Annotated in this window: 12 protein-coding genes; 5 read left to right on the forward strand and 7 right to left on the reverse strand. The window is 63.8% G+C overall.

Annotated features, from left to right (window positions below):
• The first annotated feature begins 213 nt into the window (after nt 1-213).
• Entirely contained in the window at nt 214-1,545 is a 1,332-nt protein-coding gene (locus QX034_RS27955; protein WP_315704174.1) for a S41 family peptidase, read from the forward strand.
• A 245-nt stretch (nt 1,546-1,790) separates the two neighbouring features.
• Here the strand turns inward: QX034_RS27955 and QX034_RS27960 are convergent, their stop codons facing one another.
• From QX034_RS27960 to QX034_RS27980, 5 genes are all read right to left on the reverse strand, one after another.
• Complete coding sequence (locus QX034_RS27960; RefSeq protein WP_315704173.1) at nt 1,791-4,517, reverse strand: EAL domain-containing protein; 2,727 nt, start codon at nt 4,515-4,517, stop codon at nt 1,791-1,793.
• Nucleotides 4,518-4,662: 145 nt separating this feature from the next.
• The gene (gene moaC, locus QX034_RS27965; RefSeq protein WP_315704172.1) at nt 4,663-5,157 is read right to left on the reverse strand and encodes a cyclic pyranopterin monophosphate synthase MoaC; all 495 of its coding nucleotides are present in this window, start codon (nt 5,155-5,157) and stop codon (nt 4,663-4,665) included.
• A 5-nt stretch (nt 5,158-5,162) separates the two neighbouring features.
• Nucleotides 5,163-5,981, reverse strand: a complete 819-nt coding sequence (gene trpC, locus QX034_RS27970) for an indole-3-glycerol phosphate synthase TrpC (RefSeq protein ID WP_315766384.1) — start codon at nt 5,979-5,981, stop codon at nt 5,163-5,165.
• 131 nt (nt 5,982-6,112) lie between these two features.
• The gene (gene trpD, locus QX034_RS27975; protein WP_316196165.1) at nt 6,113-7,126 is read right to left on the reverse strand and encodes an anthranilate phosphoribosyltransferase; all 1,014 of its coding nucleotides are present in this window, start codon (nt 7,124-7,126) and stop codon (nt 6,113-6,115) included.
• Nucleotides 7,127-7,145: 19 nt separating this feature from the next.
• Entirely contained in the window at nt 7,146-9,053 is a 1,908-nt protein-coding gene (locus QX034_RS27980) for a peptidylprolyl isomerase (protein ID WP_315767793.1), read from the reverse strand.
• Between the two features lie 225 nt (nt 9,054-9,278).
• Here QX034_RS27980 and tpiA point away from each other — a divergent pair, with 225 nt between their 5' ends.
• Complete coding sequence (tpiA, locus tag QX034_RS27985; protein ID WP_315767795.1) at nt 9,279-10,034, forward strand: triose-phosphate isomerase; 756 nt, start codon at nt 9,279-9,281, stop codon at nt 10,032-10,034.
• Here the strand turns inward: tpiA and QX034_RS27990 are convergent.
• Entirely contained in the window at nt 10,031-10,558 is a 528-nt protein-coding gene (locus QX034_RS27990; protein ID WP_315744468.1) for a GNAT family N-acetyltransferase, read from the reverse strand. The two genes, tpiA and QX034_RS27990, sit on opposite strands and share 4 nt — an antisense overlap.
• A 3-nt stretch (nt 10,559-10,561) precedes the next feature.
• Entirely contained in the window at nt 10,562-11,128 is a 567-nt protein-coding gene (locus QX034_RS27995; RefSeq protein ID WP_315744469.1) for an XRE family transcriptional regulator, read from the reverse strand.
• Between the two features lie 210 nt (nt 11,129-11,338).
• Here QX034_RS27995 and secG point away from each other — a divergent pair, with 210 nt between their 5' ends.
• The 3 genes from secG to QX034_RS28010 all read left to right on the forward strand — a co-directional run bounded on the left by secG (nt 11,339) and on the right by QX034_RS28010 (nt 13,926).
• The gene (gene secG, locus QX034_RS28000; RefSeq protein WP_315704165.1) at nt 11,339-11,725 is read left to right on the forward strand and encodes a preprotein translocase subunit SecG; all 387 of its coding nucleotides are present in this window, start codon (nt 11,339-11,341) and stop codon (nt 11,723-11,725) included.
• Nucleotides 11,726-11,892: 167 nt separating this feature from the next.
• Nucleotides 11,893-13,524, forward strand: coding sequence for a CTP synthase (locus QX034_RS28005; protein ID WP_315704164.1), 1,632 nt, complete (start codon nt 11,893-11,895; stop codon nt 13,522-13,524).
• A 75-nt stretch (nt 13,525-13,599) separates the two neighbouring features.
• A complete protein-coding gene (locus tag QX034_RS28010; protein WP_315704163.1) occupies nt 13,600-13,926 on the forward strand; it encodes an NIPSNAP family protein in 327 nt (108 codons plus the stop codon).
• Nucleotides 13,927-13,979 lie beyond the last annotated feature (53 nt).

Genomic DNA, 13,979 nt, shown 5'->3' on the forward strand with positions numbered 1-13,979 from the left:
GGCGGCGAATCTCCATCTCCGGGGTGCGGCCGTGGCCGATGCCATCTCGCCCCCCGGCATTTTGGGTCACGGGGATTTCGACGGCGCAGCACGGGCCTTGAAGAAACCAGAAATCTGTTGTGAGCTTTCGGTTTCGATCAGGCTGGCGCTCGGTTCTTGAGGGGCGTATCTCATTCATCGGGGCACCCAACGAGCTCGGGAAGCAGAAAGCACATGCGGAAGAATTGGTTGTTCCTGGCGGGTTCGCTGACTGGCGTCTGCCTCACCTTGCTCGTAACGGGCCCCGAGGGCGAGCATCTGATTGCGCGCGCCAGGGCGGCCGCCGGTGTTGGCGACACCTATTCGCAGCTCAACCTGTTCGGCGCCGTCTTCGAGCGCGTCCGGGCCGACTATGTCGAGAGGCCCAGTGACGAGGCGCTGATCGAGGGGGCCATCAATGGTATGGTCACCTCGCTCGATCCGCATTCGCGCTACATGAACGACAAGGCTTGGCGCGAAATGCAGGAGACCACCTCCGGCGAGTTCGGAGGGCTCGGCATCGAGGTCACGATGGAGGACGGCCTGGTCAAGGTCGTCGCGCCGATCGACGACACACCCGCCGCCAAGGCCGGCATTCTTTCGGGTGACCTCATCGCCAAGATCGATGGCGAAGCCGTCCAGGGCCTGACCCTGGAGCAGGCGGTCGCGAAGATGAAGGGCGCAGCCGACACCAAGACCAAGCTCACTATCCTGCGCAAGGGCAAGGACGCGCCGTTCGACGTCGCGATCACCCGCGAGGTCATTCGCGTGCGTCCGGTGCGTTATCACACCGACGGCGGCGACATCGGCTATATCCGCATCACCTCGTTCAACGAGCAGACCACCGACGGCCTACGCAAGGCGATCGCCAGCATCTCCAAGGACATTCCGCAGGACAAGCTCGCCGGCTATGTGGTCGATCTCCGCAACAATCCCGGTGGACTGTTGGACCAGGCCGTGTCGGTGTCGAGCACCTTCCTGCCCCGGGGCGAGGTGGTTTCGACTCGTGGCCGCAATCCGGAGGAAACTCAGCGCTTCACTGCGCGGGGTGGCGATCTGGCCAAGGGCAAGCCGCTGGTCGTGTTGATCAATGGCGGCTCGGCGTCGGCTTCCGAGATCGTGGCGGGCGCGCTGCACGATCATCAGCGGGCCACCCTGATCGGGACGCGGTCGTTCGGCAAAGGCTCGGTGCAGACCATCATCCCGCTCGGTGCCGGCAATGGTGCGCTGGCGCTGACCACGGCGCGTTATTACACGCCGTCAGGCCGCTCGATCCAGGCGCAGGGCATCGCGCCGGACGTCGAGGTGAAACAGGACGTGCCTGATGACCTGAAGGATCGGGCCGACATTAAGGGCGAGGCCTCGATGCGCGGTCACCTGTCGGGTGACGGCAATGAGCAGACCGGGTCGCAGTCCTACGTGCCGCCGGACGAGAAGGACGACAAGGCGCTGCACGCAGCCTACAATCTGCTGCGCGGCGGCACCGTCAATGCCGATGTCCATGCCAAGAACGCGGTGCCGAATTAATAAACGGATGCTTCACGTTCATACCCCGACGGGGCGGCCTTGGAGGGCCGTCCCGTCGCGGTTCCAACCAACGTGTACGGCGTTGATAGTCAGGTTTGTGTCTGACTGTTTCGATCATCCATTGACTTTCGCACCGCCGCAAGCGGCTGGCGCCGAGATTTGAAAGACAAGGTTTGAATTGTTGCTGCGCAGTCGGTTCAAATTGTAGCGGTATTTAGGGATTGTTCCCGCTCAGGCCCGGAGCGTCACTCAGCGCTCGCGAACCGGCGCTGGGTCTGCGGTTGGGCCCGCAGCTGTGCGGGGTGATAGGAGGCAAACAGTTTGCGCAGTTCGACGGCGGTCTTGGCCGCACTGAACAAATAGCCCTGCATCTCCGAACAGCCGAGTGCACGCAGCGCCTGCCGTTGTGCATCGGTTTCGACTCCTTCCGCGGTCGTCGTCATCGCCCGAACGGCGGCGATGTTGACGACGGCCTGCACGATGCACGCCGATCCGTGAGAATCGCTCACGTCGCTGACGAAGCTGCGATCGATCTTGATCTTGTCGAACGGGAAACGCTGCAGATAGCTCAACGACGAATATCCAGTGCCGAAATCGTCGAGCGCGATCCGCACGCCGACGGCCCGGAGCTGATGCAGAATTGCCAGTGCCGCTTCGTCGTCGCGGATCAGCACGGCCTCGGTGATTTCGATCTCCAGCCGATGCGGCGGCAGCCCGGAAGTCGCGAGCGCATTGGCGATCTTCAGTGCGAGGGTGCCGCTCTTGAACTGCACGGGAGAGACGTTGACGGCGAGCCTGATGTCGTCGGGCCAGGTGGCAGCCTCGGTGCAGGCGACGTCGAGCACCCATTCGCCGAGCTGGTTGATCAGTCCGGTGTCCTCGGCGATCGGGATGAACTCGCCCGGCGAGATCGCCCCCCGATCCGGGTGTTTCCACCGCACCAGGGCTTCGCAGCCGGTAATCCGATCGTTCGCGAGGCTCAGGCAGGGCTGGTAATGGACCTCCAGCGCGCCGTCGGCAATCGCCTGGCGCAGATCCACCTCAAGCTGGTGGCGGGCCTTGACCTGCGCATCCATCTCGGGCTCGAAGAAGCGATAGGTGCGGCGGCCGGCGGCCTTCGCAGCATACATCGCGAGATCGGCATTCTTCAGGATCTCGTCGAGCTCGGTACCGTGCTCGGGCACGAGCGCCACGCCGATCGAGGCATCGGCCGTCAGCTGATGACCCAGGCAGTCGCGCGGCGCCCGGATGGCCTCCAGCACGGTCTCGACCAGCCGAACCACGTTCTCCGGCCCAGCGATTGCGGTCTGCACGATCGCAAACTCGTCACCGCCGAGGCGGGCGACGAGCCCGGCTTCGCCGACCGCTCGCTCGAGACTCGCCGCGACCGATTTCAGCAGTTCGTCGCCGATCAGGTGGCCAAGCGAGTCGTTGATGCCCTTGAATTCGTCGATGTCTATGTAGTGCAGCGCGAGTTGTTGTCCTGGTGCGAGCGTAGCCAACTCCTGCTTCAAACGTTCATGGAAGAGGGCGCGGTTCGGCAGGTCGGTCAATGCGTCGTAATGGGCGAGATGCGTAATCTGCCGCTCGGCGCGGCGCCGCTCGGTGATGTCCTCATGAGTCGAAAGCCAGCCACCGCCGGCGAGCTGCTCGTCGACGATCTGAATCGAGCGTGCGTCGGGTGTTTCGATGACCTTGATCTTTTTGCGTCCGATATCGCGCAGCACCGCGGTCGCGTATGCCGTTTCATCGCCGGCGAGCGAGCCGGCGGCCTTGCGGTGCGCGATCAGCTCGCGAAAGCTGCATCCGGGCTTCACGATGTCACGGGAGAGGCCGTACATGTCGATATAGCGCTGATTGCATATGACGAGACGCTCATTGGCATCGAACATCAGCAGCCCCTGCGTCATGTTGTTGACGGCCTTGTCAAGCCGCAGCTTCTCCAGGGTCAATCGCTGCTGCGAGGTCTGGTGGTCGCAAAGGAGCCTTCGCACCACGATGTAGAGCATGGCCGCGATCAGCAGGACCGATGTCGTGCCCACCGCGATCAGGAACCGCATTTGTTCGTGCCAATCGACGAGCGCCGAAGACACGGTCGTCGTGGCCGTCACGATCAACGGGTAGCTCGTTAAGCGATGCGCCGCGCCGATCCTGTGCACGCTATCGACGGGACTGTCAAAAATTGCCGTCGTATTGCCGTCACCAGCGAGGATCTGGCGGAAGATCGGCGTCTCGCGATAGTTCTGGCCGATCACACCATTGTGGCGGGGATAGCGTGCGAGCAGCGTGCCGTCGCGGTGCATCATCGAGATCGACCCTTCAGGGCCTAGTGCAACCGATGCAAAGAACCGCTCGATATTGATCGGCTCGAGGCCACGCGCGATGACGCCGAGAAATTCGCCTTTGGCTCCCGTCACCTTCATCGCGACGATGGTGGTAACGATACCGGTGATGCGGCTGACGGCAGGCTCGATCAGGATCTGCGGCGAGGTCGGATCGGTACGGAAGCGCGTGAAGTAGCTCCGGTCTGCAACGTTCACGGACGAGAGGGGCCAGGACGCGGTGGAATTGATCAGTTCCCCCTCGGCATCGAAGATGTTCAGGCTGCCGACGTAGGACAAAGCGCTGACCTTGGCCACGATCATCGCGTGAACTTCGGCGCTTCCCATCCGCTCGTTGAAGAGCGCGCGCGTGGTCAGCCGATTGTCGCGAACGTAGCCGGCGAGGTCGCGCTCGACAGCGACGAGGTCGTCGAGCTGCTGGTCGAAGTGGCGCGCGAGCAGAAGCACGGTGTTCTGCAGCTCGCGCCTCGCGCCGTTCAACGCACGTTGGCGGAAGCTGTCGGCCATGATGGTCGTGCCGATCGCGATGGCAACGATCAGCATCAACCCACCCGCAATGAGCCACAGGATCGGGCCGCTACGGCCTGTGGAAGCCCGTGCTCCTAGCGCTGAACTGATCTTCGTCGTCATCGGTCCTGAACGTCTCGCGCGGCGTCGCCTGGACAGATTGTCCCGGGACGCTCCCCCTTCACCCACCACGGTTCCAGTTCACCATGGATGTGAGGTTAGGAAGTTCGGTTAACCGATGCTTAATTTGATTGGATGCTCTTAGATCCTACGCGCGATAATGGCCGGACTTGCCGCCGATCTTCTCGACCAGATGGATGCCCTCGATCCGCACGCCGCGTTCGGCGGCTTTGATCATGTCGTAAATGGTGAGGCAGGCGACCGAGACGGCGGTCAGCGCTTCCATCTCGACTCCAGTCGGCCCGGTAACCTTGACGGTTGCCTGAACCTTGCAACCGGGCAGCTGCGCATCCGGAGTGATGTCGACCGTGACCTTCGACAGCATCAGCGGATGGCAGAGCGGGATCAGCTCCGAAGTTCGCTTGGCGGCCATGATGCCTGCAATGCGAGCAGTGCCGAGCACATCGCCCTTCTTGGCGTTGCCGGACACGATCAACTCCAAGGTCGCATGGCTCATGACGACACGGCCTTCAGCGACCGCGATTCGCTCGGTTGCCGGCTTCTCCGACACGTCCACCATGCGCGCTTCGCCGCGCTGGTCGATATGGGTCAGGGCAGGGCTCTTGGAGGGATCGTCTGCCATGGAGCCTAGCCCGCGGCGCTCGCCGCGTGGTCATCGCGCGCGAGCAGGGCACGAGTGGCTGCCGTCACATCGGCCTGCCGCATCAGACTTTCGCCCACGAGGAAGGTGCGGATGCCAACACGTTCGAGGCGAGCCAGATCGGCCGGCGTGAAGATCCCGCTCTCGCCGACCAGCAGGCGCTCCTTCGGCACCAGCGGCGCGAGCGCTTCGGATGTCGCAAGGCTGGTTTCGAAGGTCCGCAGATTGCGATTGTTGATGCCGATCATCGGCGACCGGAGCTTGAGCGCGCGATCGAGCTCCGCCTGATCGTGAATCTCGAGCAGCACGTCCATGCCGTAGGCAAGCGCGGTTGCCTCGATCTCGCGCGCCGCTTCGTCATCGAGCGCAGCCATGATGATCAGGATGCAGTCGGCGCCATGAGCGCGGGCTTCGACCACCTGATAGGGCTCGAACATGAAATCCTTGCGCAGGACGGGCAGCGATGTTGCCGCGCGCGCCGCCACCATGAAATCGAGGTGGCCTTGGAACGATGGCGCATCGGTCAGAACGGACAGGCAGGCGGCGCCGCCGGCCTCATAGGCCTTGGCGAGCGCTGGCGGATCGAAATCGGCGCGGATCAGCCCCTTCGACGGTGAGGCCTTCTTCACCTCAGCGATCAGAGCATAATCGCCGGCTGTGTGCTTCCTGCGGATGGCCTGAACGAAGCCGCGAGGCGGCGTAGCCGCACGGGCAAGGGACTCGAGCTCAGACAGCGGATGCGCACGCTTCGCCGCCGCAATCTCCTCGCGCTTATAGGCCTCGATCTTTTTCAGGATGTCGGACATCTCGCGCCACGCCTTACATTTCGAGCTTGATCCGGAAAAGCGGAAACCGGTCTTCCGAAAAAGATCACGCTCAATCAAAGAGATGAGATCATGATGGGATTCTTTCTAATCGCATCATGATCTGGTCTCATCTAGCTATTGGACACGGCGATCAGCTGTTTCAGCCGCGTCGCTGCTGCGCCGCTGTCGAGCGACTCCTTGCCGATCGCAACGCCTTCCTTCAGCGTCTTAGCACGGCCGGCGACGACCAGCGCCGCTGCGGCATTCAAAAGGGCGACATCGCGATAGGGGCTCGGCATGCCGTCCAGCACGCTCTGCAACGCGACGGCATTGGCAGCCGCGTCGCCGCCCTTCAGACCATCGCTGCCGCAACGATCGAGCTCGGCCTCTTCGGGCGAGACTTCGAAGGTGCTGATATTGCCATTCTCCAGCGCGGCGACAAAGGTCGGGCCGGTGAGGGTGATCTCGTCCAGGCCATCGGAACCGTGAACCACCCAGGCCGCTTCCGAGCCCAGATTTTTCAGGACCTGCGCCAGCGGTTCTACCCATTGCCGCGAAAACACGCCGACCATCTGCCGCTTGACGCCAGCCGGATTGGACAACGGGCCGAGCAGGTTGAAGATGGTGCGGGTAGCGAGCTCCACGCGGGTGGGGCCGACGTTCTTCATCGCCGGGTGATGCGCAGGGGCGAACATGAAGCCGATGCCGGCCTCGCGCACGCAGCGGCCGACCTCCTCGGGCTTCAGATCGATCTTGACCCCGAGCGAGGCCAACACATCGGCGGCGCCCGAACGAGAGGAGAGCGCGCGGTTGCCGTGCTTCGCCACCGGCAAGCCGGCGCCCGCGACGATGAAGGAGGCGCAGGTCGAGACGTTCACCGAGCCGGAGCCGTCACCGCCGGTGCCGACGATGTCGATCGCATTGGACGGCGCGTCGACGCGAAGCATCTTGGCGCGCATCACGCTGACCGCGCCGGTGATCTCGTCGACGGTCTCGCCGCGGACCCGCAGCGCCATCAGCAGCGCCCCCATCTGCGACGGCGTGGCTTCGCCGGACATCATGCTGTCGAAGGCGGCGGCCGCCTCCGCGCGGGACAGGGTCGCGCCGGTCGCAACCTTGCCAATGATCGACTTGAGATCGTTCATCGCGTGCCTTCAGACGGGGTTATTGGTTGTTGCCGCCGACCACCTGTGCAACGGCGGCCTCGTTGATCGTGGTGCCGATATCCTTCTCGAGCTTTGCGACGTAGGCCGTCGTCTGCTCCTCGTTCAAGGCCCGCTGCAACGTATCCTTCAGCTTCTTGACGTCGTTCGACGCCAGATCGATCGGAGGGACGGTGACATCGGTGACGCGAAACACGATCCACTGGCTGCCGCCATTGGCGTCGGTCTGTCCGGCGGTATCCTTGCCGGTCCGGAAAACTGCAGTGACCGCGCCGGCGGGCACGCCCGGCAGCGTGGCATCGCGCCTGAAATTGCTGGCGGTCTCGACCTTCACGCCGAGCGCGGTCGCCTCGTCGGCGAGCTTGCCGCCGTCATTGAGCTTCTTGACCAGCTCGGATGCTTTGGTTCGCAGCTTGGCCGCAACCTCGTCATCGTGCCAGCGCGCCTCGACCTGGCCCTTCACCTCGTCGAGCGTGCGGTCGCGGGGTGGGGTGATGCCGAGCACTTCGTACCAGACATAACCGCCGCGGAAGGAGATCGGCTCGTTGTCGATCCCGACATCGCTGTTGAAGGACTGGGCGACGACGTCGAGCCCGAGAGGAATGTTGGGAGCAGGCTGGCCGTTGGGCTGGCGCCCCGAGCGATCAACCGCGTCGATCGTCACAGGCGTGAGACCGAGCTTTTTCGCGGCCTCCGCCACGCTGGCGCCGCCGCCGCGCTCATCCTCCATCTTGTCGCGCAAGGTTGCGACTTGCGAACGGGCGCGTTCGGCCGCGATCTCTTTCTTGATCTCGCTCGCGAGGCTCTCGTAGCTCGGCTGCTCGCCGGGCTGGATGGCGCTGACCTTCACCAAGGCCACGTTGAATGCGCCCTTGATCGGCTCGCTGACCTCGCCGGTCGGCAGCGAGAAGGCGGCGTCGGCAATGGCAGGATCGAGAATGGCCGATTTCGCCACCAGGCCGAGGTCGAGATCCGCCGGGTTGAGATTGCGCTCCTTGGCGAGTTCGTCGAACGTCACTACGCCCGAGGCGATGCGGGCGCGCGCGGCCTGCGCCTCCTCCATGGTCGGGAAGGTCATCTGCTGGACCTCGCGCTTCTCAGGGGTGCCGAGCAGGCTGCGCCGCTGCTCGAACGCTTTTCGGGCGTCCTCGTCCGACACGTCAGTCCATTTGCCGATCTCCTCCGGCGTGTCCAGCACGAAGGAAATTTTGCGGTATTCGGGCGCGCGGAACTGCGCCTTGTGCTCGTCGAAATACGCCGCCAGCGCTTCGGGCGAGGGGGGATCGATGGTGCCGGCCTGCGCCTGATCGAGCTTGATGTATTCCATCGAGCGCTGCTCGTTCTGATAGCGGCTCAGGGCGTCGACCATCGTGTTCGGGGTCTCGAGCCCCGACGAGATCGTGCCCGCGATCTGGTGGCGCAGCGATACCCGGCGCTGGTCGGCAAGATAGCGCTGCTCGGTGAAGCCGGCATTGCGGATGATGGCCTGGAAGCGTTGCGGGTCGAAGGCACCGTTGGGGCCCTTGAAGGTCGGATCGGCGAAGATCACCCGCATGGTCTCGGCATCGGATTGGCCAAGGCCGAGCCGGCGTGCCTCCTCGTCCAGGGCAGCTTCAGCGAGGGTCTGCTGCAGCACGCTGCGGTCGAGGCCGAAGGCGCGCGCCTGGTCCATGGTCAGCGGCCGGCCGAACTGGCGGCCGATCTGCTGCAAGCGGTCGGTGTAGATCTGCCGGAACTCGTTAATGGAGATTTCGGTGTGTCCGACCGTCGCGACCGTCGATTGCCCGAAGCCGCGGAAGATATCGGCGATGCCCCAGATGCCGAAACTGACGATCAATACGCCCATGACCACCGCCATGATGGTCTTGCCGAGCCAGTTTGATGAGGCCTTGCGTAATCCTCGAAGCATGGGTCCAATCTGTCTGCAGGAAGGAAGCGACGGCTCTTAAAGGAGATTTCCGCAAAAGCCCGTCACCGAATTGAAAAGGCTTATAAAGAGGGCTGCACCCGGTCGCAACCTCGGCTCCGCGGTGGAATCAGGCGGACAGGGCGTCCTCTCTGGCGTTGATCGTTGCGCTCTGCTAGCGCATCCGGATCACCGCTCCAAGTCACAAACGCCCGCTGGAATCTTGCCATGACCGACCGCATCCGGCCGCTGATCGCCGGCAACTGGAAAATGAACGGCCTGAAGGCCTCGATCGCCGAATTCGATGCCATGCTGGCCGGGGCCCCCGACGTCGCTGCGAAGGCCGATCTCCTGGTCTGCCCGCCGGCGACCCTCTTGGCGGGCTTCGCGGACAAGGCACGTGGGACGAAGGCCTTCTCGGTCGGCGCGCAGGATTGCCATCCGGCGGTCTCCGGCGCCCACACCGGCGACATTTCCGCGGAGATGCTGGCTGATGCGGGGGCCGCGGCCATCATCGTCGGCCATTCCGAGCGTCGGGCCGATCATGCCGAGAGCGACGACGTCGTCCACCGGAAAGTCGAGGCGGTCTGGCGGGCGGGTCTGACCGCTATCGCCTGCATCGGCGAGACCCTGCACCAGCGAGACGCTGGCGAGACGCTGGATATCCTGCGCGGGCAGCTCAACCTGTCCCTGCCGGACGGCTCCCGCGCCGACAATCTGGTCGTCGCTTACGAGCCGGTCTGGGCGATCGGCACCGGGCTGACACCGACTGCGGCCGATGTCGAACAGATTCATGGGTTTATCCGGCGATTGCTGACCGAACGCTTCAAGGCCGAGGGGGCGCGGATGCGAATCCTGTATGGCGGGTCGGTGAAGCCTTCGAATGCCGCCGAGCTGCTCGCGGTCGCCAATGTCAACGGTGCGCTGATCGGCGGAGCCAGCCTGAAGGCGGTCGACTTCCTGGCAATCGCGAAGGCCTGCTAAACCGCTGTGGCGATCTTTTTCCAGTAGATCTTGGTGCCGGTCAGGCCGCCATGCGGCTTGAAGGCGTAATCCGGAATGACGCCGCTGAGCTGAAAGCCGAGCCCCTCATAAAGCTGCGAAGCGCCGCCATCGACAGCGGTATCGAGCACCAGCAAGGTTCGGCCGTACGCGCAGGCCAATTGTTCGGCTGCGCGTAGCAGGGCCGTTGCGATCCCGCGATTGCGGTGGCTGAGCCGCGTCATCATCTTGGCGATTTCAGCACGGTGCGGCTGGTTCGGAGGCAGGTCGAGCTGCAGCGTTACCGTGCCAACCAGGTCCTCTCGATCGAAGGCGCCGATGATGATTCGTTCGCCGCGAGTGGCCGCGGCGAGTGACTTCCGCCAGAATTCCTCCGCGATCTGGACCGGGAGCGGATGCAGGAAGCTCACCGAGCCGCCGCTTGCGACGGTTTCGACCAGGAGTTCGCCCAACGCCGCCCGGATCTCGGGCGTATCCGACAACGGCTCGATTTTGATCCGCAACATAGCTCAGCTCCGCGCGAGCGCGACGACGTAGACGCAGGGGGCATCGGTCTCGTTGGCGAACACCGTCTCGGCGGGCTGGCCGAAGCCGAGACAGTCGCCCGGGCCGAGTTCATATCGCTCGCCGCCCTCGGTGATCACGAGGTTGCCGCGCTGCACCCAGAGCAGCTGGCGGATGTGGGCATAAGACGAGGCCGGGAGAGTCACGCTCTGCCCCGCAGGCATCTCGACCTCCACCAGTTCGACCGGATGGTCAGGGCGGCTGAAGACCTGCTTGCGGACGTAGCCACTTTCAGGATCCTGCCAGACCGGCTGCTCGCTCGCCCTGGAGACGCGCTCGCCATGTTGCTCAGCGCGGAGCATCAGGCCGGCCAAGGTCAGGTCGAAGGCGCTGGCGAGCCGGACCAACACGGTCGCGGTGGGGCTGACCTCGGCGCGTTCGATCTTGCTGATGGTGGCCTTGGAGACACCAGAGCGCTCGGCGAGCTCGGCCAGGGACCAGCCGCGGGTGTCACGTTCGAGCTGGAGCCGGCGGGCGAGACGCCGGCTGAGATCGTCTATAATATGATCCATTTGTCTATTTTAATAGACGACGGTAAGGTAGTTCGCAAGTGGCTCCCGTAGCCATTCGGCGCTTGCGATGAGCGCGGACGCGATTATCTGCGGGGTAGAAATGCCGGTTTCGATCGTGTAACACCGCGCAAATTTCCGAAGAACCCGCAAAGCCCTTGCGACCCGGCCTCCGGCCCGGTTGCAACCTGGGGCTTGCGACTGAAGGTCATTATGCAGACTGTCGTCATCGTCGTTCACCTCATGATCGTCTCCGTTCTGATTGGCGCGGTGCTGCTGCAGAAGTCCGAAGGCGGTGGCCTGGGCATGGGTGGTGGCGCCGGATTCATGTCGAGCCGGGGCACCGCGAATCTGCTGACGCGGACCACGGCGGTGCTGGCGGCCGGCTTCTTCCTTACCAGCCTGCTGCTGTCCTGGCTGGCGGGCCTTGATCGCAAGCCGGCCTCGATCCTCAACAACGTCCCGGGCCAGACGCAGCCGGCAGGCGGTGCAACGCCGGTCGCGCCGGCCGGTGGCGGGCTGTTGGATCAACTGAAGAAGGCGGACGAGCAGCAGCAGAACCAGGCTCCGGCAGCGCCGCAGGCTCCGCAATCGCAATAATGCGGGGCCGCCATGCAGAAGCCGGCTGGCTTTCTGTCTGTGAATTGCTGAATTAACCGACTGAAAAGATTTCAGTTTTCCTGTAACCCACAGGCCCGCGAGCCACTTGCGGGCTTTGTGCGATTCGTTTTGGCGAATCGCGTCAGCGGCATTAAAGGTAAAGTCCCATGGCGCGGTATATCTTCATCACCGGCGGCGTGGTCTCCTCGCTCGGCAAGGGTCTGGCGTCAGCCGCACTCGGTGCGCTTCTGCAGGCGCGCGGCTACAAGGTCCGCCTTCGCAAGCTCGACCCCTATCTCAACCTCGATCCCGGCACGATGTCGCCGTACCAGCACGGCGAAGTGTTCGTGACCGATGACGGTGCCGAGACCGATCTCGATCTCGGCCATTACGAGCGCTTCACCGGACGTCCAGCAACCAAGCAGGACAACATCACCACGGGCCGCATCTATCAGGACATCCTGACCAAGGAACGGCGCGGCGATTATCTCGGTGCAACGATCCAGGTCGTCCCGCACGTCACCAACGCGATCAAGGAATTCATCGTCTCCGACAATGATCCGTTCGATTTCGTTCTGGTCGAGATCGGCGGCACGGTGGGCGACATCGAAGGCCTGCCATTCTTCGAGGCGATTCGGCAGCTCAAGAACGATCTGCCGCGCGAGCACGCGATCTACATCCACCTGACGCTGCTGCCCTATATCCCGAGCGCAGGCGAATTGAAGACCAAGCCGACCCAGCACTCGGTGAAGGAGCTGCGCTCGATCGGCATCCAGCCGGACATCCTGTTGTGCCGGACCGATCGCGAGATTCCGAAGGAGGAGCGGCGCAAGCTCGGACTGTTCTGCAACGTGCGCGAAAGCGCCGTGATCGAGGCCCGCGACGTCGACAACATCTATGCCGTGCCCGAGGCTTATCATGCGGCTGGCCTCGACGACGAGGTGCTGGCCGCGTTCGGCATTGCGCCCAAGATCCCGCCGGCGCTGGCCAGCTGGCACACCATCAACGAGCGCATCCGCAATCCGGAAGGCGACGTGACGATCGCGATCGTCGGCAAATACACCGGCATGAAGGACGCCTATAAATCGCTGATCGAGGCCTTGTCGCATGGCGGCATCGCCAACAAGGTCCGCGTCAAGCTCGACTGGATCGAGAGCGAGGTGTTCGAGAACGAAGATCCTGCGCCGTTCCTGGAGCACGTCAACGGCATCCTGGTGCCCGGCGGATTCGGCCAGCGCGGCGCCGAAGGCAAGATCCGCGCGGCACAGTTCGCCAGGGAGCGCGACGTGCCGTATTTCGGCATCTGCTTCGGCATGCAGATGGCGGTGATCGAGGCGGCGCGGAATCTGGTTGGGATTGCCGAAGCGAACTCGACCGAATTCGGCCCGACGCCGGAGCCGCTGGTCGGCCTGATGACCGAATGGCTGCGCGGCAACGAGCTCGAGAAGCGTTCCAAGAGCGGCGATCTCGGCGGCACCATGCGGCTCGGCGCTTATCCTGCGGTGCTGAAGCGGGGCAGTCGGGTCTCGGAGGTCTATGGCGGCGCCACGGAGATCTCCGAGCGCCATCGCCACCGTTACGAAGTCAACACCGCCTACAAGGATCGGCTCGAGCAGCATGGCTTGAAATTCTCCGGCCTCTCGCCGGACGGCGTGTTGCCGGAGATCGTCGAATATGAGGACCACCCCTGGTTCATCGGCGTGCAGTTCCACCCGGAGCTGAAGTCGCGGCCCTTCGAGCCGCATCCGCTGTTTGCGTCCTTCGTTCGGGCCGCGATGGTGCAGTCGCGCCTGGTGTGATGCTGCCTTTGACGGTGGCCGCGATTGTTGCGACAAGGCTCCCTGATCAAAGAACGACCGATTAGGGAGGAACCGATGATCTACGAAAGCCGCATCTATCACTGCATTCCCGGCCGCTTGCCGGCGCTGCTGAAGCGCTTCGAGACCGTCACGCTCAAGCTGTTCGAGAAGCATGGCATCCGTCCGGTCGGCTTTTTCACCACTTTGATCGGCGAATCCAACCAGGAGCTGACCTACTTCCTGGCTTGGGAATCGCTTGCGGAGCGCGAAACCCGTTGGACGGCGTTCGCGACCGATCCGGAGTGGCTCGCGGCGCGTGCGAAGAGCGAAGAGGACGGCCAGATCGTCGCCAATATTACCAGCCAGCTTTTGACGCCGACGGCGTTTTCGGCGATGCGGTAGCGCCGCGGCGGGCGCAGCGTCCGAGCTGCGCAACCCAGCCATTCGGTCGCGAT

Origin of the sequence: Bradyrhizobium sp. SZCCHNR3119, from assembly GCF_032487775.1 — a bacterium.
Classification (GTDB): Bacteria; Pseudomonadota; Alphaproteobacteria; order Rhizobiales; family Xanthobacteraceae; genus Bradyrhizobium.